Source organism: Coraliomargarita algicola (assembly GCF_033878955.1).
GTDB lineage: Bacteria > Verrucomicrobiota > Verrucomicrobiia > Opitutales > Coraliomargaritaceae > Thalassobacterium > Thalassobacterium algicola.
The window spans coordinates 1,853,788-1,879,721 of sequence record NZ_CP138858.1; the positions used below are offsets into that span (position 1 = coordinate 1,853,788).

General features: G+C 53.9%; 25 protein-coding genes. 16 read left to right on the forward strand and 9 right to left on the reverse strand.

Annotated elements, in window-relative coordinates; translation table 11 throughout:
- Window positions 1–21 precede the first annotated feature (21 nt).
- The 13 genes from SH580_RS07120 (at window position 22) to SH580_RS07180 (ending at window position 13,977) form a co-directional block, all read left to right on the forward strand.
- Complete coding sequence (locus SH580_RS07120) at window positions 22–921, forward strand: DUF58 domain-containing protein (protein ID WP_319834322.1); 900 nt, start codon at window positions 22–24, stop codon at window positions 919–921.
- A gap of 19 nt (window positions 922–940) precedes the next feature.
- Window positions 941–1,498, forward strand: coding sequence for a DUF4381 family protein (locus SH580_RS07125; RefSeq protein WP_319834323.1), 558 nt, complete (start codon window positions 941–943; stop codon window positions 1,496–1,498).
- Complete coding sequence (locus SH580_RS07130; RefSeq protein ID WP_319834324.1) at window positions 1,495–2,532, forward strand: vWA domain-containing protein; 1,038 nt, start codon at window positions 1,495–1,497, stop codon at window positions 2,530–2,532. Before SH580_RS07125 ends, SH580_RS07130 begins: the two co-directional genes overlap by 4 nt.
- Complete coding sequence (locus tag SH580_RS07135; RefSeq protein ID WP_319834325.1) at window positions 2,529–4,568, forward strand: VWA domain-containing protein; 2,040 nt, start codon at window positions 2,529–2,531, stop codon at window positions 4,566–4,568. Before SH580_RS07130 ends, SH580_RS07135 begins: the two co-directional genes overlap by 4 nt.
- A 10-nt stretch (window positions 4,569–4,578) precedes the next feature.
- Window positions 4,579–6,399: a BatD family protein gene (locus SH580_RS07140; RefSeq protein WP_319834326.1), complete on the forward strand. Its 1,821-nt coding sequence runs from the start codon at window positions 4,579–4,581 to the stop codon at window positions 6,397–6,399.
- Between the two features lie 65 nt (window positions 6,400–6,464).
- The gene (locus SH580_RS07145; protein WP_319834327.1) at window positions 6,465–7,190 is read left to right on the forward strand and encodes a tetratricopeptide repeat protein; all 726 of its coding nucleotides are present in this window, start codon (window positions 6,465–6,467) and stop codon (window positions 7,188–7,190) included.
- 97 nt (window positions 7,191–7,287) lie between these two features.
- The gene (locus tag SH580_RS07150) at window positions 7,288–8,298 is read left to right on the forward strand and encodes a transposase (RefSeq protein ID WP_319834328.1); all 1,011 of its coding nucleotides are present in this window, start codon (window positions 7,288–7,290) and stop codon (window positions 8,296–8,298) included.
- A 159-nt stretch (window positions 8,299–8,457) separates the two neighbouring features.
- Entirely contained in the window at window positions 8,458–8,889 is a 432-nt protein-coding gene (locus tag SH580_RS07155; RefSeq protein WP_308948631.1) for a Fur family transcriptional regulator, read from the forward strand.
- A gap of 121 nt (window positions 8,890–9,010) precedes the next feature.
- The gene (gene sufC / locus SH580_RS07160; RefSeq protein WP_319834329.1) at window positions 9,011–9,772 is read left to right on the forward strand and encodes a Fe-S cluster assembly ATPase SufC; all 762 of its coding nucleotides are present in this window, start codon (window positions 9,011–9,013) and stop codon (window positions 9,770–9,772) included.
- 43 nt (window positions 9,773–9,815) lie between these two features.
- Entirely contained in the window at window positions 9,816–11,234 is a 1,419-nt protein-coding gene (gene sufB, locus SH580_RS07165) for a Fe-S cluster assembly protein SufB (protein ID WP_319834330.1), read from the forward strand.
- 69 nt (window positions 11,235–11,303) lie between these two features.
- On the forward strand, window positions 11,304–12,605 hold the full coding sequence (sufD, locus tag SH580_RS07170; protein ID WP_319834331.1) for a Fe-S cluster assembly protein SufD: 1,302 nt from the start codon (window positions 11,304–11,306) through the stop codon (window positions 12,603–12,605).
- Window positions 12,606–12,611: 6 nt separating this feature from the next.
- A complete protein-coding gene (gene sufT, locus SH580_RS07175; protein WP_319834332.1) occupies window positions 12,612–13,226 on the forward strand; it encodes a putative Fe-S cluster assembly protein SufT in 615 nt (204 codons plus the stop codon).
- A 145-nt stretch (window positions 13,227–13,371) separates the two neighbouring features.
- Window positions 13,372–13,977, forward strand: coding sequence for a hypothetical protein (locus tag SH580_RS07180; RefSeq protein ID WP_319834333.1), 606 nt, complete (start codon window positions 13,372–13,374; stop codon window positions 13,975–13,977).
- Window positions 13,978–14,360: 383 nt separating this feature from the next.
- Here the strand turns inward: SH580_RS07180 and SH580_RS07185 are convergent, their stop codons facing one another.
- Entirely contained in the window at window positions 14,361–14,864 is a 504-nt protein-coding gene (locus SH580_RS07185; protein ID WP_319834334.1) for an anthrone oxygenase family protein, read from the reverse strand.
- An 87-nt stretch (window positions 14,865–14,951) separates the two neighbouring features.
- On the reverse strand, window positions 14,952–15,806 hold the full coding sequence (locus tag SH580_RS07190) for an NmrA family NAD(P)-binding protein (RefSeq protein WP_319834335.1): 855 nt from the start codon (window positions 15,804–15,806) through the stop codon (window positions 14,952–14,954).
- Between the two features lie 93 nt (window positions 15,807–15,899).
- On the opposite strand from SH580_RS07190, the gene SH580_RS07195 reads away from it, so the two are divergent.
- On the forward strand, window positions 15,900–16,862 hold the full coding sequence (locus SH580_RS07195) for an AraC family transcriptional regulator (RefSeq protein ID WP_319834336.1): 963 nt from the start codon (window positions 15,900–15,902) through the stop codon (window positions 16,860–16,862).
- 38 nt (window positions 16,863–16,900) lie between these two features.
- On the opposite strand, the gene SH580_RS07200 is transcribed toward SH580_RS07195, so the two are convergent.
- From SH580_RS07200 to SH580_RS07215, 4 genes are read right to left on the reverse strand one after another with little or no spacing between them, the layout of a single operon-like run.
- Window positions 16,901–17,626: an NAD(P)-dependent oxidoreductase gene (locus tag SH580_RS07200; protein ID WP_319834337.1), complete on the reverse strand. Its 726-nt coding sequence runs from the start codon at window positions 17,624–17,626 to the stop codon at window positions 16,901–16,903.
- A gap of 47 nt (window positions 17,627–17,673) precedes the next feature.
- On the reverse strand, window positions 17,674–18,291 hold the full coding sequence (locus SH580_RS07205; RefSeq protein ID WP_319834338.1) for a nitroreductase family protein: 618 nt from the start codon (window positions 18,289–18,291) through the stop codon (window positions 17,674–17,676).
- 42 nt (window positions 18,292–18,333) lie between these two features.
- A complete protein-coding gene (locus tag SH580_RS07210) occupies window positions 18,334–19,245 on the reverse strand; it encodes an EamA family transporter (RefSeq protein ID WP_319834339.1) in 912 nt (303 codons plus the stop codon).
- Complete coding sequence (locus SH580_RS07215; protein WP_319834340.1) at window positions 19,242–19,748, reverse strand: DoxX family protein; 507 nt, start codon at window positions 19,746–19,748, stop codon at window positions 19,242–19,244. Before SH580_RS07215 ends, SH580_RS07210 begins: the two co-directional genes overlap by 4 nt.
- Before the next feature lie 82 nt (window positions 19,749–19,830).
- On the opposite strand from SH580_RS07215, the gene SH580_RS07220 reads away from it, so the two are divergent.
- Entirely contained in the window at window positions 19,831–20,706 is an 876-nt protein-coding gene (locus SH580_RS07220) for a LysR family transcriptional regulator (RefSeq protein ID WP_319834341.1), read from the forward strand.
- Between the two features lie 13 nt (window positions 20,707–20,719).
- On the opposite strand, the gene SH580_RS07225 is transcribed toward SH580_RS07220, so the two are convergent.
- From SH580_RS07225 to SH580_RS07235, 3 genes are all read right to left on the reverse strand, one after another.
- Window positions 20,720–21,592, reverse strand: a complete 873-nt coding sequence (locus tag SH580_RS07225; RefSeq protein WP_319834342.1) for a DMT family transporter — start codon at window positions 21,590–21,592, stop codon at window positions 20,720–20,722.
- A gap of 111 nt (window positions 21,593–21,703) precedes the next feature.
- Window positions 21,704–23,470, reverse strand: coding sequence for a SulP family inorganic anion transporter (locus tag SH580_RS07230; protein ID WP_319834343.1), 1,767 nt, complete (start codon window positions 23,468–23,470; stop codon window positions 21,704–21,706).
- Between the two features lie 172 nt (window positions 23,471–23,642).
- Entirely contained in the window at window positions 23,643–23,885 is a 243-nt protein-coding gene (locus SH580_RS07235) for a hypothetical protein (protein ID WP_319834344.1), read from the reverse strand.
- A gap of 73 nt (window positions 23,886–23,958) precedes the next feature.
- Here SH580_RS07235 and SH580_RS07240 point away from each other — a divergent pair, with 73 nt between their 5' ends.
- On the forward strand, window positions 23,959–25,866 hold the full coding sequence (locus tag SH580_RS07240; protein WP_319834345.1) for a tetratricopeptide repeat protein: 1,908 nt from the start codon (window positions 23,959–23,961) through the stop codon (window positions 25,864–25,866).
- Window positions 25,867–25,934: the final 68 nt, after the last annotated feature.

The window sequence follows — 25,934 nt, forward strand, 5'->3', positions numbered from 1 at the left end:
ATCACTCATCCCCCATCCATAGTGACTCCATCCGACATCATCAAAAAAGTCCGTCGCCTAGAAATCCGCACGCGGCGTCTAGTCACCGACTCGGTGACTGGAGCTTACTATAGCTCTTTCAAAGGCCGTGGCATGGATTTCGAAGAAGTGCGCGAATACGCGATCGGCGATGACGTGCGCACAATCGACTGGAATGTCTCGGCTAAAATGGATCGCCCTTTTGTCAAAGTCTTTCGCGAAGAACGAGAACTCACCTTAATGCTCTTGGTCGACTTGAGCGCCTCCGGTATTTTCGGCTCGGTCGATCAAAGTAAGCGCGAACGTGCCGCCGAAATCGCCAGCGTCATCGCATTCTCAGCCTCCCAAAATAATGACAAAGTCGGCCTCTTAATCTATACCGACGAAGTCGAACACTACCTTCCACCCAAAAAAGGACGGCGCCATATACTTCGCGTCATCCGAGAACTACTCTTCTACCAAGCCAAGGGTAAAGGCACGAACCACAAAGCCGCCCTCGACTACCTCAACCGAGTGCAGCACCGCAAGTGCGTCGTCTTCCTCATTTCCGATTTTTTAGAAAATGAGACCGCCCCCCCACAAGATCGCCCACTTTTCACCACCCTGGCACTCACCCATCAACGCCACGACTTAGTCAGCATCGCACTGAGCGATCCGCGTGAATATGAACTCCCCCAGGTGGGTCTCATTACTCTTGAGGACGCGGAGACTGGTGAAATGGTTGAAGTTGACACCAGTAGTCGTCACGTGCGCGAGCGCTACCGCGAACACGCTCGACAGCGACATGAAAACTTCAAACTAGGCATGCGCAAAAAGGGCCTCGACTGGGTAGAAGCCCGCACAGATGAGCCCTACCTCCCCGCCCTCCGCCAACTATTCGCCCGCCGTGCCAGCCGACATTAGGCAATCGATCTCCCCTCTTATGTTTCTCGCTCAATTGCCAGCAAGCGCCCCCAAACTACCGGCCCTCCCAGAGGGACCAACGTTTGAGCGCGTACGTGGACCGATCGAAATCCCAAGCTACGAACCGTGGCAAATCACACTGGCGATCCTCGCGACAATCTTCTTTTTAGCGATCCTCACTTGGCAAATATTACGAAATCGACGCAAGACAAGCACACCCACACCGCCCTACCAAGTAGCACTAGCCGAACTAGAAACGGCCGAACAACTCACCGACAACGACGACGAACGATTCGCCATCCTCTGTTCCCAAGCCCTCCGCCGCTACCTGGAAGATGCCCTACACTTGCACAGTCGCGCACGAACCAGCCAAGAATTCCTGCACAACTTGAAAGGCAACCCTCACTTGGATCAAAACTTTCAGGACACACTCGCCGAGACGCTTACCCAGTTTGATCAAATAAAATTCGCACAAAAACCAGTGAGTCAGGAAGTGCGTATTCATATCTCGACTACGGTGCGTCAACTAATCGAACAAGCGCATACCATCACTCAAGAGGAAGGAACACACAAATGACTTTCTTCCAGTTCGACGACCCCGCATTTTTCTTTCTACTTCTACTGCTACCGATTTTGGCATGGTGGGCTGGACGCATGGGGCCGGAAGCCGCGATTCGTTTTTCCAGCACCGCTTTGGTCAAAAACATTAGCCAGAATCGCCATAGCCGCCCAGGAAAGTTTTTATTCGGCCTACGGCTGTTGGCTTTGGGCACATTGATCACCGCACTCGCTCGTCCGCAAATCGGCCGAATGAACGATAGCACCGAAGCCGAAGGCATTGACATCGTCGTGACACTTGACCTCTCAGGCTCAATGCGGGCACTCGACCTCTCCACTCGTGACGACATCGTTACCCGCCTCGACGCCGCCAAGCGCGTGGTCGACAGCTTTATTGACAAGCGCACATACGATCGCATCGGTCTGGTAGCCTTCGCAGCCAACGCATACGTAGTCAGCCCACTCACCCTCAACCACGATTGGCTCAAGCGCAACCTGAGACGCCTCGAACTCGGCGAAATCGACGGCGGCGGCACCGCCATCGGCACCGCGCTCGGCGCCAGCGCCAATCGCTTGCGCGATCACGAAGCACGCAGCCGCATCATCATTCTTTTAACTGATGGTGAAAACAATGCAGGCACGCTTTCGCCAATCGCCGCCGCGGAAGTCGCCAAGACCATGGGAGTGAAAATCTACACCATCGCAACTGGTAAAAAAGGCCGCGTTCCGATCCCTGAAACGGATCGCAACGGCCGCATCGTCCGAGACAACAAAGGGGCCCCCGTCTATCGTGGACGCAGCGACATATCCAACTACGATGAAACAGAACTCACCCAAATCGCAGAGCTCACGGGGGGACGCTTTTTCAACGCAACTGAAGATGGAGACCTGGAACGAATCTACGACGAAATTGACCAACTGGAAACCACCGAAATCGAGCTGCGCTCCTACGCCACATTCACCGAACTGTTCGTATGGCCTGCCAGCCTCGGTCTGCTACTCCTCGCACTAGAACAACTCCTTCGTAACACACGCTACCGCCGCCTGCCATGAGTTTCCAAGAACCAGTCTGGCTCACCCTCATACCGATCCTACTCCTCATATTCGGCGGTATGTTAACGTACGGTTTTCGACGCCGCGACGCACTACTCAGCCGCTTTGCAGCGGGCCGTCTATTGGAGCAACTCACCGAACAAGCCAGTCTAAGCCGAACCTGGATCAAAGCAGCATGTATTCTATTAGCAGTCGTCGCGATTGGGGTCGCCCTTGCTCGCCCCCAGTTTGGAGTCGAGTGGTCTGAGCGCAAGGCCCGCGGCCTCGACATCGTATTCGTGCTCGACAGTTCCAAAAGTATGCTCGCTACCGATCTGCGCCCCACTCGCCTCGATCGAGCGAAACTCGCCATCATCGATTTAGTCGAACGCCTCGAAAGTGACCGCATTGGCCTCGTCGCCTTTGCAGGACAAGCCTTTCTACAAACTCCACCCACCCTCGACTATTCCGCCTTCCGCGAAAGTCTCGACGCAGTCGACCCATCCATTATGACCAGCGGTGGAAGTGATTTAGGTAATGCCATCAAAGAAGCCGCCGAAGCCTTCCCCACGGAGAGCAATGTTAAAGTCGTCGTCCTGCTAACCGACGGCGAAGATCTGGGTGGACACGCAAGCCAAGCAGCCACAGCTGCCCGCGAAGATGGCATCCAAATTTTCGCCATTGGTATCGGCACCCCCGAAGGCGAATACCTAAAAATCCGCAATTCCCAAGGCATCGAAGAATTTGTTCGCGACGCAGAAGGTCAACCCGTACGTAGCCAACTCGACGAGAGCACCTTACAACAAATCGCAAAAGCCACCGGCGGCAGCTACAGTCGCCTCAGTAACGCATCGCTGGATCAACTCTACCGTTCCGTAATCGCAACACTACCACGCGAAGAGCGCGAATCCGAACTACAAGAGATACACATTGAACGCTTCCAATGGGCCCTCTCCACTGCGATATGCTTACTCGTATTGGAAATCCTCATACGTCGCCGACGCAGCGCAGCCATCCACGCGAGCTTACTATTACTCGCCGTATTTGTTGCTAGCCCAACAGAGTCCCAAGCGCAATCCGAGCCCACCGACGAGGCTCAAGCCCTATCAGAAACAACATTGCCAAACGACGCCCGCAGCAGCTATAACGCCGCCTACGAAGCACTCAGTTCAGGCGACTACGAAACTGCCATCCAAGGCTACGAAGCCGCAATCGCTCAGTCCGACGATTTTACACTACAACGTGATGCCCTCTACAACCTTGGCTACGCCACTTACCAACAAGGCCGTGGCAGCTACGAAACAGGCGATCCACAAACGGCCCTCGAACAAATCCAAAAGGCGGAAGCGCTTTACAAGTCAGCCCAAGAAATCGATCCCAACGACACGTCCATTCAACAAGACCTGGAGAAAGTGACAGCAGTTCGCGAAGTAATTGAGAAATTAATCGAAGAACAAAAAAAACAGGATCCACAGCAACAAGATCAATCCCAGGACTCCGACAACTCCGACCAACAAAACGAGCAATCTCCAGAGAACCAAAACTCGGATCAAAATCAGGAACAAAACCAAAACGAATCACAGCAAGGCGACGAACAGGAACAAAACAAAGGCGAACAATCGGAAGACTCCAAGCAAGACCAACAAGGGGATCAGTCGCAGCAAAATGAACAAGGGGAATCGGGGGATCAAAGCTCCGAAGAACAACAGCAAGCACAAAACGGAGCCGAAAGCGAAGACGACCATTCTCAAAACAGTGCCTCTGAAAGTGAGACACAAGAATCCACTCAGGACCCCGTCGACGACATTCCGCAACCCGCTGAGGAAAACGAAGCCACCTCCGAATCCCAGCAACCAAGCGGCATGCCTGAACCAAGCGAAGACCAGACCAGCCCAGAAGCTCCAGGCGCAGCCAGCGGCACGATCAGTGAACCCGTCGAAGGTATGAGTCCAGAAGAAGCAGCCGCGCTACTCGACTCGCTTCAAGGCAAAGAAACTCTTCTCCCATTTATCGATCAATCCCGCCGAGGGCGCCAAAGCGACCTCCGCGACTGGTAATCTAACTGCTATGCATCGACTCTACTTACTGATTCCACTCTGCTTTGCACTACTCGCAACCTCTGCCTCTGCAGCGGTCCAAGTGACCGCGATCTTTAATCCACCGCGCATCGCGATGGGCGACAAGTCGCAGTACATCGTTGAAATCAAAGAAACCGACACCAGTAAGCTACCCGATCCTGAACGCGTCACCAGCCTTCCCATCCCCCAATCTGGCGGCCTCGAACTCACCAATGGCCGTACCTCCACCAGTCAACAAACCAGTATTATAAACGGTGCTGCCGAATACAGCATCACTCAGCAACTCATCATCGATGCCAAACCTCCACGCGTCGGTAAATTCACAATTCCCAGCTACGTCTTCCAATACAAAGGAGAAACCTACCGCGTCCCCGCTGCCACCCTGGAAACAGTCGAACGCCCCGCCGATGCAGGCCCCACTACCGACGAATTAATCTTTCTAAAAACCGACACTCCCGAACAGCTCTACGTCGGCCAGACCACCCCCATCCAACTAAAGCTTTATATTTCGGAAAACATAAGGCTCAGCAGCCTCAATAGTTTCGACCGTAGCGCAGACGGTTTCACGATAAGCGAACTTCCCGACAGCCAAGAAAGCACCGAAATCGTCAAAGGTCGCCGCTACCGCGTTCTCACTTGGCCGCTCACAATCACCCCCATTCAAACAGGCGAACAAGATCTCAGTTTCCAATTTACCGTATCAGCCAATGTGCCAGGCCAGAACAACCGTCGCGATCCCTTTGGTCGTCGAGGCTTAGGCGGCAGCCTATTTGACGACCTATTCGGCCAAACAGAACGCTTCACCGTTTACACCGAACCGACAAAAGTCGACGTACTCAGTTTGCCCAACGACGGGAAACCAGACAGTTTCACAGGTGCCATCGGAGACTTCAGCATGAAAGTTTATACCGACCGGGACGAAACCCAAACAGGCGAACCCATTATGCTGTCCGTGGAGATTACCGGCAATGGCAACTTCGACCGTATCAATGGCCCCATCATTCCCCAGATCGACGAATGGCGCACCTACGCTCCTGAATCGCAATTCCAACCACACTCAGCAGAGAGCACCTTACGCGGCACGAAACGTTTCGACTACGTAATGATTCCAAATCACGACGGAAACATCCAAATTCCATCAATAGCATTCGCCTATTTCGATGCGAAAAACAAACGCTACACGGAGCTCAGCTCGCCAGCGATCCCAATCAAAGTCACACCATCCAGTAAACAGGCAGCGCCCCCGACAGTCAGCAATCTTCCCACCAACACTCAAACAATCACAACAGCCCCCCCCTTACAAAAAGAACTCAGCATGGAGGATGCCCTACTCACACTCGACTATCGTCCAACACCCAGCAAACACTCAAATTCCAAAGCCCTAAAAGACCCATCCATCTGGATCATCAACCTATCCCTAGCAGTCATCCTAACAATCAGCAGCTTATGGTTACGCCATAAACGACGCCTCAAAGAAGACTCCGCTTACGCCGATCAACAAGCCGCCAAACACGAATTGCGCGCAATTACAAATTCTGCACAGCATGCTAAAGACGCCGAAAGCTTCTATGCCCAAGCCCAGAGCGCGATACGCCTGGCCATCACCTGTCGGACACATAAAAACCATCGTACCGCCAACATCAACGAACTCGAGAGCGCTCTCGAAAAAGCCAAAGTAGCCGAAGAAACAATTAGCCAAACACGCGAACTCTTCCAAACAGCCGACGCACAACGCTTCGCCGGTAATACAGCTCCCAGCGATCTCTCCAGCGCAAAATCACAACTGGAAAGGATATTGAAAGCGATATGAACTTACCAAGCCCCCAAGGGAAGATAGAAACATCTCACAAAGCACCACATAGAATACAACAATTCTTGAAATTCTCTCGGCGAATTCCCCTCTATCTAGTCACAATCCTGGCCAGCATATTGACCGCTCAGGCAGACGACTTTACAGACGGCCTTGAAGCCTACCATGAATCCAAGTATGCAGAGTCGGCCGCCGCATTCGAGCGCAGCCTCGAGCAAGGCGAAAGCGCCGCAACCCACCACAACCTGGCGCTCAGCCTCTTCCAGCAAGGCAAACTCGCCCAAGCAGTCTGGCAGCTAGAACGCGCCGTCCGACTCGCCCCCACCAATCAAACCTATCTTTACAAACTCGGGGCACTACGCCAGCAGCTCGGGCTCTATAAGCTTCCCACCACCTGGTGGCAAAGCGCCGCCAATTTTCAACCTCAGCGCACATGGATGAGCATCGCATCCATATGTTTTTGGATCATCGCCGCGGCCCTCATAGGACCACGCGTCGGAGGCTTCAGGCGCCCCATCCTGCTAAAGCTTTCGCTCAGCTTCGCAGTAATCGTCCTAACAATCAGCACTGCAGCCCTCATCATTCAAAGCACCCAGCAAGCTTCCGGAGTCATCATTTCAGAAGAACCCACGCCCCTGCACCACGCTCCTGCCAGCGCAGCCCCCGAAGCAGGAATCGCCCGCCCCGGCGAACGTGCCCGCATCCTCGATCAGCACAACCAATTCTTAAAAATCAAAACCGAGGCCAAACTCAGCGGCTGGATACCAGCCCAAGCCTTCCGCAAACTTTAAGCTCAAGCATAGCAATCCACACACTCAACAATCCAAAGAATAAATACCCTGCGTATTTATTCTTGATTAATTTTAAGATTTAATTCAACTTATAGGCATGAATCGCCGACGCTTGATTATCCCCGAGAGCACTACGGCTTATCACTTAATCTGCCGAACGGCTTGCCAAGCCTACCTGTTTGGGGATCAAGAAAAAGAGGTTTTTGTCCGTCTATTACTACAACAAGCGCGCTTTGCGGGGATAGAAATCTTATCCTACTGCATCATGTCGAATCATGTGCACCTGCTCGTTCGTATTTCTCCAATCGAGTCCTTGCCGGATCGAGAACTGCTACACCGCTACCGGAGTTATTATGGGGCGGAGAAGGTTCCGCAGTCGACCTATTCAGTGGAAGAACTGCAAACTCTTCTCCGAATCGGAGGGCCGGATGCCGAAGTGGCTCGCCGACGTGTTCTAGCGCGCATGGGAGACTTGTCGGCTTTTATGCGCGAACTGAAACAACGCTTTACTATCTGGTATAATCATAAGCACGACAATCAGGGCACGATCTGGGCTTCTCGCTATAAGAGCTTGATTGTGGAAAACGCCTCTGAAAGTTTGGCTAAGGTCGCGGCTTACATCGACTTAAATCCAATTAGAGCGGAAATGGTGGATGACCCCAAAGATTATCGCTGGTGCGGATATGCGGCTGCCATGGCCGGGCGTAAAGCGCAGAAGGATGCGATCATAAAACTTTTCTCCGAAGAGGACACATTCTCACAAGCCATCGCAAATTATCGCTTGATTCTATTTGGAAAGGGATACATCAGCAAAGGCTCAGCCACTAAAGACCAAGGGTCTATCTCTCCTGCAGCTTTAGAAAAGGTCATCGCCGACAAGGGACATGTTTCAACTCACGAATTACTACGGATGCGAGTGCGCTATTTTGCAGATGGCACGGCGATCGGCTCAAAGGTATTTGTTGAAGACATTGTGCATCGCAATCGAGCGGCCTTTGGCCTTAAAAGGAAGAAGACGAGCACCGCCCTCCCCCCGCAGATCTGGGGCGACTTGCATGTTTTAAGAGATCTAAAGAGGGACGTCTACACACAGCCTCGAACTGAATAGGCGACATAAAGCGCGGGCACTAGTCCCCAACAGGGACACTAATGATATTTAGAATAATTCCAATTATTGCTTGAGTTTGAGCGCACCTGGGCTTTATTGCTAATTGGTCTCATTATCCACGGGACTATTAAAAGCGACTAATCAGGCCTACCACTCACCATGCGACTCGAACCACAGTATAAAGATCTGCTAGATCACGCCCTCGAAGGCAGCGGTCAACGCGCAACCAAGCAGCGTGAGCATGTCTATGCACTCCTACTAGAGAAGCGCGATCACCCGACCGCGGACGAGGTTTACGCCCGCGCACGGGCTGACATGCCGACCATTTCCTTGGCCACCGTCTATAATTGCCTCGAAACTTTGGTCGAAACAAAACTGATTCGCCAAGTCAACTTCGAGCGCGAACCTACGCGCTACTGCCCGAATCTCACCCAACATGCGCACTTCTACTGCCGTGAAAGCGGCGAAATCATAGACATCGACCTGTCGGATGAATTGGTTCAGGCACTCATGAAAGTGCTGCCGGAAGGCTTTTCCGCTCAACACATCGACATCGCCTACGACGGCAAATGCAACGGCTGCCATGACTAGCGAGCGCTCCCAAGCCAGCCACAGCTCCGAACGCGACAGTAACTTCCCATCACTCAACTCTTAATTAGAAAACTAAAAACCACTCGGATCACGCTAAACGAAAAACGTATCCCGCATCACAATGAACACACTCGAAATCAAAAACCTTAATGTCTCCATCGATGGCCAAGCTATCCTAAAAGACTTCAGCTTGACCATCCCTAAGGGCGAAGTACACGCACTGATGGGCCCCAACGGCACAGGTAAAAGCACTCTGGCCAAAGTCATGGCCGGCCACGAGGACTACACAGTCGAGAGCGGCGAGATCCTGCTTGATGGCGAAAACATTTTGGGCAAGGAAGCCGACGAAATTTCCCACGCAGGCTTGTTTTTGGCCTTCCAATATCCGATGGAAATACCTGGCGTGAGCATCGCTAACTTCATCCGCGCCGCTCGCCAAGCACGTCTCCCCGAAGGCGAAGACATAAATGCGGTCGAATACTACAAAGAGCTCTACGCGAAAATGGATTCGCTCAAGATGGATCGTAAGTTCACTGCACGTTCGTTGAACGAAGGTTTCTCGGGCGGTGAGAAGAAGCGCTGCGAGATCTTACAAATGGCGATGCTGGACCCGAAGTATTGCGTGATGGACGAAACCGACTCCGGCCTCGACATCGATGCACTCCGCATCGTTTCCGAAGGTGTGAACCACATGCGCAGCGAGGAGCGCGGTTTCCTCGTGATCACTCACTACCAGCGCTTGCTCGACTACATCGTGCCTGACGTCGTGCACGTAATGTATGACGGCCGCATCGTCCACAGTGGCGATAAAGAACTGGCCAAAGAGCTCGAAAGCAAAGGCTACGACTGGGTCAAAGAAGAATTCGCCGGCGCCAGCGCGTAAGCGAGGTACAATTCTGACTCCTAAATTCTAACAAGTTTCAAATATGAGCGATACAGATTTACAAGACCAGGCCATACAGGTCGATACCGAGAAGGGCAACTTCAGCTATCCAGAAGATTACGCCTTCGATGCGGGCGTGGGGCTCAACGAAGAGACCGTCAAATACATTTCCAAGGTCAAAAACGAAGACCCATGGGTGCTCGACTTTCGCCTCAAGGCCCTCGAAATCTTCAATAAAAAGCCTATGCCGACCAAATGGGCAGACGAAGATCTGGAGAACATTGAGTTCGAAAAGATTCGCTACTACCTATCCAAGGGACAAGGACCCGCGCGCTCATGGGACGACGTGCCCGACGACGTGAAGGAAACCTTCGAGCGCCTCGGCATCCCCGAGCAGGAGCGCAAGTTCCTCGCAGGCGTGGAAGCTCAGTTTGACTCGGAAGCCTCCTACTCCCGCATGAAGGAGGACTTGGAAAAAGAGGGCGTCATTTTTGTCGGCTCAACCGAGGGCTTGGCCAAATATCCCGAAATTTTCAAACCTTACTTCGGCAAGGTCATCCCGACCTCGGACAACAAATTTTCCGCACTCAATAGCGCGACCTTCTCGGGCGGCAGCTTCATTTACGTGCCCAAGGGCGTAAAGCTCAAGCAGCCACTGCAAGCCTACTTCCGTATCAATGCGGAAAACTTCGGTCAGTTCGAGCGCACACTCATCATCGCCGATGAAGGTGCCGAGATCACCTACATGGAAGGCTGCACCGCACCCAAGTTCGAAACCGCCACCTTGCACAGCGCGGTGGTTGAGCTGGTCGCACTGAAAAACGCCAAGATTCAATACATCACAGTTCAGAACTGGTCATCCAACGTCTTCAACCTCGTCACCAAGCGTGGCATGGCCGACGAGGGCGCGGAAGTCAAATGGATCGACTGCAACATCGGCTCACGCCTCACCATGAAGTATCCAGGCGTCGTGCTCAAGGGCAAAGGCGCTCGCGGCGAAGTGCTCTCCATCGCACTCGCCAATGACGGCCAGCACCAGGACACCGGGGCAAAAATGATGCACTTGGCGGACAACACCACCAGTAACATCATCTCGAAGTCGATCTCGATCGGCAAGGGCCGCTCCACCTACCGCGGTCAGGTCCACATGCCCAAGCACCTCAAAAATTGCAAAAACAATACCGAGTGCGACGCCTTGCTGATCAACACCAACAGTCGGACCGACACCTACCCCGCGATCACAACTCGCGGCCAAAACAACACCGTGCAGCACGAAGCCAGTGTCTCCAAAGTCAGCGCCGAGCAAATCTTCTACATGATGCAACGCGGACTCTCCGAAGGCGAAGCCATGAGCCTGGCAGTGAACGGCTTCGTAAATGATCTAATGAAAGCTTTCCCGATGGAGTATTCCGTCGAGCTAAAGCGCCTCATCGACATGGAAATGGAAGGAAGCGTCGGCTAACGCCGCGACCCCGGTGATATCACCGGGGAAACGGAGGTCGAACATTGAACGTCCAACTTTGAACATCGAATGACAACAATTTCAGAACAACCCATGCCTACAAGCATCACCGACGAACCGACTTGGCTCGCAAAACGCCGCGCCACAGGTGTGGATCTATTTAAGAGCCTCGCCATGCCCACCGCCCGCGACGAAGATTGGCGCTTTGCCAGCGTCGGCAAGCTCAGCATCGACGACTTCGCGCCAGTTGAAGCTCCTGCAAACGCCACACTCGACGCCCTCACAGAGCGCTCGAACTTGGTATCAACACGTGCCGGCCGCAGCGTCTACGTGGACGATGCACCCGCCAACTTCGAAGGCGTCAGCCAAGAACTCGCCGAGCAAGGCGTGATCTATCTGCCGCTGGCCGAAGCGATCGCACAGCATCCAGAGCTCTTGGAGAAATACTTCCTGCAGGAGTCCACCGAGCTAGGTTCACAAAAATTCTTCGGTCTACACGCGGCCACCGTAAAGGCCGGCGCCGTGCTCTATGTGCCCAAGGGGGTCGAGATCGCCGATCCATTTGTTAATTACTACTGGACCAGCGGTGCTCGCTCAGCCGTGTTCCCGCACACCTTGGTGATCGCAGAGGACAACTCTAAGATATCCGTCGTCGATCTCTTCTTCTCCGAAACTACGGAAAACGAAGCGCTGAACATCTCCGTGTCGAACATCCACGCCGGTGCCAATGCCCACGTCTTCCGCAAAATCGTGCAAGACTGGAACGAAAAGACAGTCTCCTTCCAGCTCGACACCACGGTAGCCGAGCGAGATGCCCAAGTGCAAAACGTCGCCGTCAATATCGGTGCCGAACGCGCACGCTTCGAAAGCCAGACCCGCATCGAAGGTCCCGGCGCTGACGTGAAGATGTATTCACTCACCGTCGCCGAAGAGTCACAAGAGTTCGACCAACGCACTTACCAGACGCACAACGCAGGTAACGCCGTATCCGACCTACTGTATAAGAATGCACTGCTCGATAACAGTCGCACCATCTTCTCCGGCCTGATCAAAGTCGCCGAAGGGGCGCAACAAACCGACGCTTACCAGACCAACCGCAACTTGTTGCTCGATCCCACCGCCGATGCCAACGCGCTGCCCGGCCTAGAGATCCTAGCCAATGACGTGCGCTGCTCCCACGGCGCCACCACTGGCAACGTCGACGAAGCAGAGCTCTTCTACATGATGCAACGCGGGATTTCGCGTCGCGTCGCCATGCAGCTCATGGTATTCGGCTTCTTCGAAGAGGTCATCGAAAAGATCGACAGCGACGAGCTGGCCGAAAATGTCCGCCAATTAATTCACAACAAATTTGAATCGAAGATCAAATAACACAATTTGTTGAAGTCCCGCCCTTGGGCGGTCATAAAAGCACCGAAACCGCCTGAAGGCGGGACTCCAACCTCAGCCACCATGGACGAACAACGCACACTCACTCGCGAAGTCGAGGCCACACTCATCCCCCAAGGCACGCCCATGAGCTTGCCCGAGGGAGAAATGGTGACCATCACCCACCGCCTCGGCGGCAACTTCACCGTCATGACTCACAACGGCATGTTCCGTATCAAAGGCGTCGATGGCGACGCCCTCGGCGAGGACGTGACCGAAGCGGCACAGAGCGAGCACGACCACGACGGCCCCCCCGAGCAAGACGCGCTCTGGGAATCCCTCAAAAAGGTCTTCGATCCCGAGATCCCCGTCAATATCGTCGATCTAGGTCTCGTGTCCTCACTCGAAACCAAAGAACGGCTTGAAGGCGGTCACAAAGTCGACATGGACATGACTTTGACAGCCCCTGGCTGTGGCATGGGCCCCGCAATCGCTGAAGACGCCAAAGGCCAACTCGAACGCGTGCCTGGCGTAAGCGAAGCCGAAGTCAACATCGTCTGGGACCCACCCTGGAATCAAGATATGATCACCGAAGAGGGCAAAATGGTGCTCGGGCTGGTTTAAAAAGCCTCAAGTTGACAGAATCGTCACTAAAATGCGGTTCAATTGTAATTAATTTAGCATAATATTATGTTATTGCCAATTGGCACTGATCCTGCATAGTCCAAATTACGCCTACCAACATATAATCAACAACCCGATTCGACTAATGAAATTAACTCAAACACTCCTCTCCGCCGCGGCGATCAGCTGCTTTGCTCTTTCGGCTTCAGCCGCAGATTTTGTTTTTTCCGACGATTCAACTACTATTGGAAGCGCGCTAGACGGAACGACAGGTGGAGCCTTCACAGTTGACACAATCGAGATCACAATAGCTACGTTGAATGGAGATTTCAATGGAACAAGCAATGAATTTGGAGTTAATGGCCCCGAAAGCGGGGACGATACAGATGGCTTTAATATCGCAGAATCAGAAGGCCCCGGTCCTGCGGAGGGATTCACCTTCTACTTTGATCAAGACGTATATTTAAACGACTTCTCAGTTTCAAGTTTTGGAGACAGTGATGTAATCTCAATCACTGATACCAGTACACTAAATACAACAATTACTAGCACTGGAACCACTTCCCTTGGAGATTATTTGCTAACTAGTGGCTCTGTCGTAACGGTCCTAACAACTGGAGGCAGTGCCTATACCAACGGTTGGACCCTAGAATCGATCTCAGTCTCCGCCGTCCCCGAGCCAGGCACTTTCGCGCTGCTCTCCGGCTTCGCGGCTTTGACTTTTGTCATGCTACGCCGTCGCTCAGCTTAGTCAGTTAACTGAGCTACATACATTTTCTAAAGGCCACTCTTCGGAGTGGCCTTTTTTTGTGTAGACTTACAGCAAGCAGCCTATGCAAAGCTTACGAATACACTTTCCATAAGAAATGCGAGCCCCCTCCATCAACAGAATGACTGCTTCAGGTTTGCTGCAGGAGCTTCACTGGTGAAGACCGCAGTTTTTGTTGGCTCAGAATCGGCGGTCTTCACAAGTGAAGCCCCTACGATCTATCGCATTCGATCAAATTAATCCGTGACTCTGCCACCTACTGGTCTGCTCTGGGATGGTAGAGCGCATGCTCATCGAGCAGTCGCTGCGATTTCTACCGAAGTGTTAAAAACAACAAGAGAATGGAAACCGTCCATTACAATTCCTCACAGCAGGAACAAAACCAAGAGTAACATTACGACGACAAGGATCGCCGCATAGGTCCGAAAACGGTTGGCGAGATTCCAGCTTTCCTCGAAGTGCTCACGTGCCTGCCGGATCGTATCTTCCCCGGATTCCGCGACCACGATCGTCTGCAGCTGATTATTGAGCGGTACATTGATGCCGAAAGTGGGCAACTGAACACCGCTGATATAGAGCAGATTGGCCGACAAGAGTAGCCATTTTGGCAGCCCCTCCAGTTGCCAGAGGCCGAGGATCGAGACCGCGCATAATGACAGGATCGACCCCAGCCAAACCAAGCCAAAGATCGGCTGACCGTTTTGTATAATGCCATCGATCACTTGAAAGGCGCGAACGAAACCGCGATCATCGAGCTTAGCGATCCCCGGCATGATGATGACCGCAAAGGTAAAAACGAGCCCCGCCACCAAAGCTGTACTAAGCGTAGCGAAGCCTAGCAACAATGAGAATACACTTGGATGGATCATAATTTTGTCTTTTATTCTAAATGTTCTAGAGCGCACCACAATGGACAGGAGAATGGACACTCCTGTCCATTGCAGAGCATGAACTCGCTAGGCGTCCCACGCCCTGCTCGCATGGGCGTCCGCAACGAAATCGCTGAAGTCGCGTGGTTCACGCCCCAGCGCGCGCTGGACTCCATCGCCGAGGCTCTCGTTGCGCCCATCGAGAACTTGCGTGAAGAGGTATTGGATCAGTTCAACCATCCCATCCGGCAGGTCCGCCGCGCGCAGGCCGGCGACGAAATCTTCCATGGGGATTTCCACAAAGCGGACTTCCCTTCCGGTATGCACAGCGATCTCTTGAGCGACCTCGGCAAAGTTCATCAGTCGTGGACCGGTGATCTCGTAGATCTCACCGGCATGCCCGTCTTCCGTCAGTGCGGCCACCGCCACATCGGCGATGTCATTCACATCGACAAAGGGTTCGCGCACCGTGCTCACCGGCAGTGCAATCGTGCCATCGACCACCATCCCGCGGAGGAAGGACTCGCTAAAGTTTTGGTTGAACCAACTGCAACGGACAACCGTCGCGGGCACGCCTGAGTGCATGACAATACGTTCGCAGAGCTGAGCTTCTTCTTCGCCTCGCCCGGACAGTAGGACAATTCGACGAACAGCCTTCTCCTTTGCCAGGGCGACCAATTCCCGGATGTGTTCGGAAGCACCGGGCACTGCGAGGTCGGGATGATACGCGACATACATCTCGCTAACGCCCTCGAGGACTTCGCCCCAGTTACTTGAATCGTTCCAATCGAAACTCGGCGAGGCCGAGCGTGAGCCAATCCGAACCTTGCGCCCCTGAGCATGCAGTGCTTCGACAACGCGTCGTCCGGTTTTTCCATTGCCGCCAAGGACAAGGGTGGCAGTTGTAGTTTGTGTGGATGTGTGGTGTTTTTGTGTTTTCATCAGCACCATACTAGCGGAGTTAATCGGCGGTTTATATGGCACTTAGTCCTCATAAATTGACATTTCGTCCAGAAAGCCGGATTCTGGAGCATCATGAGCATCGATACCTTGGAAACTGCCTTCCGTGCTGTGGATCCTCTGGGTGAGGCACTGCACTCACTCCACATGAGCGGCACCTTCTACAGCCGTTCCGAACTGACGGCTCCCTGGGGGATCGATCTGCCCGCGATGCCGGAATGCCTGATGTTTCATGTTGTCACCAAAGGGCGCTGCTGGATTGAGTTTCCCAATGGGGAGACGCAAGTGCTCAACAGCGGCGATTTCGCGCTCATACCACACGGACAAGGTCACACGATCGTGGACAATCCGGAGAGCAAAGCGATCAACATCTTCGAGCTCGATCGGGAACAGATCAGCCCTCGATATGAATTATTGAAGCACGGCGGCGGCGGCGAGCTCGCACGTATCATCTGTGGCGCCGTAGCGGTTAAAGACCCCGCCGCGCAACGCGTCGTGAGTCTCTTGCCGAAGATTATCGTGATGCAAACGAACACGCCGGAGAATGATTGGCTGCTCGGAACGATTCGAATGATGATGAACGAAGCCGAAACGCTCAAGCCCGGCGGCGATACGATCATCACGCGCGTTTCGGACATCCTCGTCGTCCAGGCGATTCGCCATTGGCTGGAAAAGGAACCGCTCGCCAAAACTGGCTGGCTGGGCGCACTCCACGACGAACAGATCGGCAAAGCCATCGCGCGGATTCACCGTCAACCGACGCATCCATGGTCCGTCGAGGCACTGGCCGAACAAGTCGGCATGTCACGGTCCAGCTTTGCAAAACGCTTCATGGACATGGTCGGCCAATCGCCCATGCAATACGTACGCCAATGGCGCTTTCAAGTCGCCAGTAACTGGCTTCGCGAGACCGACCTACCACTCGCAGAGATCGCAGAAAAGTTAAGCTACGAATCCGAGGCCTCCTTCAACCGCAGCTTTAAGAAGTTTACCGGACAAACTCCCGGCAGCCTGCGACGCACTCGAAGCAGAAACTAGCCCCCCCCCCCCTATCTCAGTGAGACTGGACACCCCGCCTAAGCTTCTTCGTTGTAAATCACAGGCATCTGCCCTTTCCAGTGATCCCATAGCTCGGCGTCCTCAATAAGGCACGACATAAAGTCGGCCACGTTGATCCGACTGGTCTTACCCGCATCAAAGATCGCACTGCGGGTCGGCGAAGGATGCAGTGTATACGCACTGACTTCGGCCGCATCGATCAGACCATCCGGCCGAACAGCCACCCACTCGATCATGGCATCGTCTTGCCCGACTTGAGCCCGAAGAAATTCCGCGGCCTGCTCATTGTCGGGATGCGGTGGCAAAAGCAAGCGTAACAAGCCGATCACACAATGCTGGGCGAATGAGATCGGCTCTGCCAGATCACGATTCCGGTTGCCCGTGGTATTCATCAACAGAAACTTCACTGGCTTCTGTGGCGAGTGAACGCGTATCGCAGCGCACAGGCGACGGGTCGCCTCCGTCACCAGACGACGGGGTTGCCCATAAATCCCTTTCAAGGAAAGATTGTGCCCCAAGCAAAGCGCCACCGCATCGCAATCACGCACCTGCTGCGCCAACTCGGCATCGCTCAGATCAAACAAAGCAGCCTCCGTCACATTAACACGTGTTTGCCCCAGTAACGAATCCGGCAAACGCTCCGCAGAACGCACGACCACATTCAAATCATGGCCCTGGGCATACAAACTTTTAGATAATAGGCGTCCCGTGGCACCCGTGGCTCCTGCTATGAAAATTTTCATCAAGGAAGCACTACATGCCCTCGAACAAAAGCCGAGTCGAAACGTGATCAAACAAAGCGCAACACTTCATCAACCGGACGTCGTATCTTCTGCGGCCAATTCCCCGCGGCCGCGCGACCGACGGTGACTAACATGACCGGAATGGCATCAGCAGACAGGGCAAAGGCCTTGCATACAGCAGCCGCATCAAAACCACCGAGCACCCCGGTATCGAGGCCCCTTTCCCGGGCGGCCACGATCAGCGACATCGTCGCCAAAGAAGCCGAACGAATCGCCTCGTCGCGCTGCAGTGCCACATTGCCTTCGTGCGATCCGGTCGCCATATCGACCCAGGTTTGCTGTGTCGCGGCATCGATGATCCCAGAGTCCACCGACGGCTGTAAACGCTCGGCTAATGATTCATAAGCACACACATGCCCCGCGACAATAAAAGTCACCGCGGCATCACGCACCTGTCGCTGCCCATAGGATAGATCCATTAATTGTTGCTTCGCGGCATCGGAGTGCACCGCGGTGAAGCTCCAGTTCTGCAAATGAAAGGCGGAGGGTGCCTGCGTGGCCAAACGAACGAGTTCGCGGATGCTCGTGCTGTCGAGTGTCGCACTCGGATCAAAACGCCCGGTAGTGACACGATTTTCAAGGATGGATGGACTGAGTTCTATCATAATATTTCCTGGTTGAGGTTGGAGGATTGGTGAAAATTCGATTTAAGCGGCCTTTACTTTCAGTATCCTTCGACTGTCGCCCTTCGGCGTCACTCGCCGCTGCCACTGCAGCGCGAACACCGAAGCAAGCACGATCAGGATGCCGAGGATTTCGCGCAGTCGCATCGTTTCGCCGAGCATGAGCCAGCCCAAGAGAATGGCAGTCACTGGACTGAGTAATCCGAGCGCGGAGACAGCCACAGAGGACAAACGGGCAATTCCACGAAACCACAAGGCATAGGCAAACAACGTGCCAAGGATACTGAGGTAGGTATAGCCAACGATATTCGTCATGGATAAACTGGCGAGCGGGGGCTCGATGAATATTGCCAAGGGCAATAATAGCAGGCCACCGAGTGCCAGTTGCCAACCAGTGAACGCCAGTAGCGGCATGTCCGATTTCCAGCGCCGCGACAGAAATATACCAGCCGCCATACTAACCGAAGCAGTCAAGGCTGCGCAGATCCCAACAAGATCCCATTTCGCTTCAGGCGACAAAATCAGCAGAGCCATTCCGGCCACTGCACACAATGCAGTGCCCACAGCGCTTCCTGACGGCCGAATCTGGTCGACACCCCAAGCCAAGGCCAGGATTATCAACGGCTGCAAAGCACCAGCGATCGCGGCGATGCCACCGGGCAAGCGATACGCAGCCACAAATAACAATGCCTGAAAGGCAGAAATGTTCAGCGCCGACAACAGCAACAAACGGCCCCACGAAATAGAGTGCACACGCTGACGCGTATAGGCAATAAGCAGCAAGCCAGCTGGCAAGGTGCGAATCACAGCCGCCCACAAAGGACGCCCTTCAGGCAAATATTCGGTGGCCACGAGATAAGTGGTCCCCCAAAGAATGGGCGCGAGCGCGGTCAGCAAGACACTCCCAAGCGCGAACGGAAACATCGGCCTGCTCATCCTTTCCCCTTTCCGAATGAAGGGCTTAAACGATCAACCACGTATCGATCCAGTGAATACAAACCACCGCCGGATCCGACCAGTGCAATTGCTGCCCCGATAAACAACAGCGTAAACTGAATGCCCTCACCCGCTTGGGTGCCCGACCAGTTCATAAAAAATCCATGCGGCCATTGCACCATGACCATCGCGCCCAACATCACGGCAGCCAAAGCCGCCGAAGCCACGCGTGTGCCAAGCCCCAGCAAGAGCATGAGCGGGGCAAAGAATTCCACCAAGATGACGCCCAAAGCAATCGGAGCAGGTATGCCCAAACTCTCAGTGAAAAATGCCATCGTACCAGACAAACCATAGCCTCCAAACCAGCCAAAGAGCTTTTGCGCACCGTGCGGCCACATCACCACGGCCAGGCTGATGCGAAGTGGAAGTGTGTGAACCGCAGCCGTGGTTGCCAGCAGACTGCGAATCAAGGAGAGTTTCGTGCTATTCTTTTCGTTTTTCATGTCCCTATTATAGCAGCCAATCCTCCGGCTGACTAATACCGCGGGCTTGCCTTTGTTATGCACTTTCTGCATACCCACTCCTATGTTGGATCGAATACGGAGTTTTCTCGCCGTGCTGGAAGCGGGCAGCGTCAACCGCGCGGCCGGGCAGCTCGGCATCGCCCAGCCGACGCTTTCCCGCCACATTCAGAGTCTGGAGCAAGAAATCGGCGGGCCGCTCTTTGAACGGGACAATAAAGGCATGCTCCCGACTGATCTGGGCTTTCACCTGCGCGACAGCTTTGAACCGATCATTAAAAACTACGACCTCGCGCTGGCGGATGTCTGCGCCTTTGCGCAAGGACGACAGCAACAATTACGCGTCGGCTATCTGGGGATGGCGGCCTCCAAATTTCTAAATCCTGCGCTCAGCAAATTGAAGGCAGCCCATCCCGACATCCAACTACTCCTCTTCGATCAAACGCCTGCGGAGCAGCTACAAGCCCTACAAGCGGGCAAACTCGACGTGGCACTCATCGGACAAGAAGGTGCCGCACAAACCAACGACTTTTATAAACGGCGCGCCGCAAAACTGGGCGTTTGCGCCGCCCTTCCCTCAGAGCATCCTCTTGCCGCAGAACCCGAGCTTTCTTTAGCCCAGCTCAAGGGCGAGCGCTTCATCGGCGTCACCCCCAAGGATGTGCCTGGGCGTAATCACTGGATGACCGAACTTTGCAGTCAGGCAGGCTTCAAGCCGCGCTTTATCAAAAATAGCGAAAGCGTGACCGAGACCTTCACCCTCATCGCTGGTGAGAATGCCGTCACCCTTTTACCCGACTACATCAGCAGCCCGCCACCACCGGGCGTCGTATTCTGCAGACTCACCGACAAATGGGCGCATTGGGAACTCTTTGTACTACGCCAACGCGGACGCGGCTCTGCACCCGCCCGCCAACTCGTCGACTGGATCGGCATATAGAACAATTCCCCCCCTAACGTCGCATGCGTAAATTTTCCGCAGTGGCTGCAACCATCACTAAAAGGCAACCTATCAGTGTGCGCGGGGCGGGCACTTCGTCCAAGAAAAACAGGCCGAGTACAATCCCATAGGGCACCATCAAACTGGTGATGATTAAAACACTTTTCGCCTCCAGTTCGCGCAAGGCGGAGACGTTGAGGAAGTGTGGGATTGCGGTAAAAAAAACGCCTAAAAGTAATAGATTGACCCAATTGTCTTTCAAATCGTCCTGTGGAATGCCGACGCCTGCATACGCAAACAGAACTGCGATCCCGATCAATTGATAGAATAAGAGCACTAAGCTGGAGGAATTTTTCGCCCGACTGCGGTGATGCAGGTTTTGTCGCAGCGCGAGAAAGAGCGCGGAGATCACACCTAGCACCACGCCTTTGAGGTAGCCACTGTTCCAATCAAAGTTCGGAATCAGGCACAGCACCCCTAGAAAGACGACTCCACAAAGTAATAAGTCCACCACATCCGGCCACTCTCGACGCATGACAGCCTCAATCAATACAGAGAGCACAGGCGCCACAAAGAGCGAGGTAATGCCGATCGCCACCGTCGACACTTGAATGGATGCATAATAGGTGGCCCAATGGATGCCAAACATAGCACCGAGTCCGATCTGATAATACACGTCGCGCCGACGCTCAAGCTTCATGGAGCGCCCGGTCAGGCGACAAAGTAGCCACATCACAAACATGGCCACAACAGTGCGCCAAAATGTGATCACATCGGCAGCGAGTGGAATCAACTTCGCAAACAGTGCCGTGCCCCCAAACAGCAGCGCAGCCAGATGAGCGTGTAGTATTCCTTGTTTTCGAGTGGCAATCACGCTGCGCACCATTCAGCAGGCTTGCACTAGGTCAACTCAGGAGCGAATAAAGACTGATTATTTCCACTTGTGATCACGCAATCCGCCTTCCAGAACGTAGAACAGCGTCGTAAGCGAACGCCTTCACTCTTTTTTCTCGCTGGCGTAGATCGTAATGTCTGCCGACTTCTCACCTGTAATTTCCTGAGCGCGTTTCAGCGCATCACGGGTGGAAATGGTCGGATTTTCCGGATGATAGCGAAAGAAGTTACTTTCTCCCAAAGTCGCTAATAATCCGGAATTCTTAAAAACACGTTCTACATAGGGATGCGCCCCACTGACAATGACATCGCGCCCGTTCGAACGCGCGAAGACCACCAATTCCTTAATCGTCAGTGCCACCGAGGCATCGAGATTATGTGCATTGCGTAGTCGCAGAATAATGACACTGAGGGCGGGATGCGTGACCACGTGTCGCATTTGATCCAGAAAAACATCGCTAGATGCAAAAAACAGGTCTCCCTCCACATGCACAATTGCAATTTCCGGACGCTCTTTACGCTCTTGCTGCAACTGTTGCTCAACTAACTTACCACTGTCATCAAACGAAACTTCCATCAACCCCGGCTTAGCTGCTTTATGTAAAAAGAGGCCGATCGACGCGGCAGTGCCGATATATATCGCAGTGTCCAAGGATAAAAAAAGCCCTCCAATAAAGGTCACCAAAAATACCGTCGCATCACTGCGAGTGGTCTTCAGCATCACCGCAATGTTCGCTCGGTTGATCAAAGAAATTCCAACCAAGATAACCAGCATCGCCAGGGCTGGCTTCGGAATGTAGCCAATCAAGCGCCCCAGAGCAAAAAGTCCGATCACCAAAAAGATACCATTAAAAATACTCGAAACGGCGGTCTGCGCACCGCTTTTAAAATTGAGCACCGAACGCGTTAAAGACCCGGAAACAACCATTCCACCGCCAAAGGCACAGGCAGCACTGGCTGCGCCCATACTCAGCATTTGTTGATTCAAATCAACCCGGTCTCCTGATTGCGCAGCCAGAGTTTTGGCAATTGAGGAACTCTCCAACAGCGATAAAAACGCTACCGCTAAAGCTCCATTCGCAAGCACCGCCAGATCCCCAAACCTCAATTCAGGTAATCCAAATTGCCACGAACTGACGCTCACAGGACTCAGCATTTCCGCATGAATACCGTAATGCCCCATCACAGCCGCTAAGCCACCAACGATCAATAAACTCAAGGCCACCGTCGGCAGGCCTTTTGCCCATCGCTTGAGCGGCAAGTAGACCAAGATAGTCAATGAGGCCACAGCCAATGCCTCCCACTGCGTCTCTCCGATTCCCAGTATCAACAGTTTTAAAGATTCCGCAAAGGTGCCCGCTCTCGGCACGTGTAGCCCCAGCACCGTCTTCAATTGATTCACTATAATTAAAAAAGCAGCTGCGGTGATATAGCCCACAACTACGGCTCGCGAGACGTACTGCGTAAGATTTGCAATGCCGATAAAGGCGCCCACAACCATAAAGATGGCGACCAAAATCAGTAACACGGGCAACGCAAGCATTGCCTGCTCAGGCGCATAGCCCAGCGTCAGAAAAGTACTCAGTAGCATGACGGCGGTCGCATTTGAGGGACCGATCATCACGAAACGGGAACTGGCAAACATAGGCGCCGTCACACTCGATAGAGCCGAACAAAAAATCCCCATCTGCACAGGAAGTCCCGCAATTAAAGCGTATGCCATACTCTGGGGAAAATCGAGCAAGGAGACATTCATCCCGGCACGCATATCCGCCAGTGCTTTTCGAAAGGTATAGTTACGCAGCGTATTAAAAAGTGGAAAGGGATGCAGACCACTTTGACGAAACCAATTCAAGACTTTACCTAACATCGGAAATAAAAGTTAAGTCACAATGAGGCAGCCTCCGCATATCACTGTCAACCTCACACTCTCCAGCAAAAAAGGTTCTGTAACTCAAGCACCTAGGCTCTGAGTCGCTCATGCGCCCTGACTCGTCAGCAACACGCAGTCATAGAGCATGCCTGTCATACATGAGCAAGCATCAACGCGCACTCCGCATCTTTGCCTTTTCTTCGTTAAACTTCGCGCGATTACAATTACAGTGCGGGCAAAGTGGCGTATTATACAGCAAGACGAATTTCTCCCCCAACTTAAGAGGGCGCTGTTGCCCCAGCTCCACCATACGCATCGCAGGGCCACAACTCGGAACCATCGCACCGACGGCATCAAAAAACACATCAATGGCGGAACGTTTCCCTTTCTTTGGCTTAGGTGAATGACTCATGAACATTAGATAGAGCAGAGTTTCACGATTTTCCAATCGTCCTCTGTCTTTTTTTGTAGCAAACCCCTTATCCATGCTTCTTCGCACTCTCATTTTCGGCCTACTCTTGAACCTGACTGGCCTCTATTTATGCGCAGTCCCCCAAACCGACCGTATCGAGTTCTACTACGGCATCGCCGAAGGTAACTATCTGATCGGTGATCTGCAAGGGGCTGAACGCGGTATAGAGCAGATGCTACGCCTGAACCCCGACCACCTACCTGCGCTCACCCTGCAGGCTCGCGTGATGCTCGACCAAGGCAAAGCCGAACAAGCCCTGGCCGCAGCCGAGCGCGCCATCGCCCTCGCCCCCAACAACCACGAACACAAACTACTGAAAGCACTCATACTTGGCAATATGCAACGCCGCGACGCAGCCAGCGCCCTCATACAAGAAGTGATCGCGCAAGCCCCCACCACCAGCGACGACGCGCGCGCAGCCAACCAATTGCTCGGCCTACTACGCATGGCTGCAGGCGAATGGGACCAAGCTGCCGAGGCTTTTAACAACATCTACTTGGCCGATCCTGCCAGCGCAGGCAGCAGTCTGCGCCTCAGCAGCGAAGCCTATCTGGAAAAAGCCCGCGCCAGTATGGCCGCCGGCGAACACGATGCCGCCGTCGCCGCCATCGACCAAGCCATCGGCGTCTACCAACACCAAACTGGGCAAGAAGCCCTGGAACAACGCACCACGCTACGCCTCATTCGCGCCCGCCTGCTATCCCAACTCGGCCGCTTCGAAGCCGCCATCAAAGACTTACAAGTCCTCACCGGCCAACAACCTGAAAACTACGAAGCTCTCATCACCCTCGCATCGCTTTACGCCAGTGTCGAGCGTTGGGACTCCCTCGAAGCCATCATCCGCCCCATCGCCCAACAACCACAACTCAAAGACGTCGCACTCTACCTCGAAGGCCGCGCCGCACTGGCCAAAAACCGAGTCGGCACCGCACGCGCCAAATTCGAAGCCGCCATCGACGCCCTGCCCAAAGAAGCCGACCTGCTACGCCGCTCGCTCTATTTCTACCGCGGGATCTGCCTGCAAAAGCTTGACCGTCCGGCAGAAGCGGAGACCGCCCTACTCGCCGCCATCGACGCAGGCTTCCGCCCTGAAACCAGCGAAGAAGCCCTCATCGCCAGCCGCACTCTGCTACGCGCTCAACGCCCCGGCGATGCCATTCCAATACTGGAGGCCATCACCTTAAATCGTATCGCGCCCGATGCCGCGGTCTGGGCAATGCTCGGGCGCGCACATCTTGCAGCCGACACCCCGGCTCTAGCACTCAGCGCCTTTAACGAATCTTTGCTGATAGACCCTGAACAAGTCGACACCCGTGCCCTGCGCGGCTCGCTCCTACGCAAAATCGGCGATCTCGCAGGCGCCCTCAGCGACTACCAAGTAGCCCGTCGCTTGGCCCCGGAAAATGCATCTATCGCCTATGCCAGCGGACTCGTTCACTTACAGCTCGGAGAGATCCCCCAAGCCGAACAAGTCATCGCCGGAGCGGCTCAGCAACTCCCCGACAACGCGGGCATCCAATTGCTACATGCACTCCTCGCCCACACCACCAGCCAGCCCGACGCGGCCATTGCATCGCTGCGCAGGTATCAAACAAAGGTCACAGAAAACCCAAACCCCACAGCACTCTACCTCGACTTCCTGCTCGATTCGCAAGATTTGAAAAAGTTAAACGACGATGAAGTCAGCCGTTATTTCAAAGGAGAATACACACGCAAACAAGCACTGGACGCCTCCGGAAAAGCCGAAACGCCCGAACAAGCCCGCAGGCAGATCTGCTCGACCGCCTTTTGGCTAGCGCAATTTGAACACGCTCAAGGCAAGGACACGAGCAGCCAAGAGTTACTCAAGATCGCGCTCGAAGCCGGCAATTCCGATCTAACAGAATTCCAACTAGCCAAATGGCAGCTCGGGAAAGATTAAACTGCCCCCTCCCCGTATCCTCGGTTCTATGAACCGGGGCCGTATCCTCGGTTCTCAGAACCGGGGCC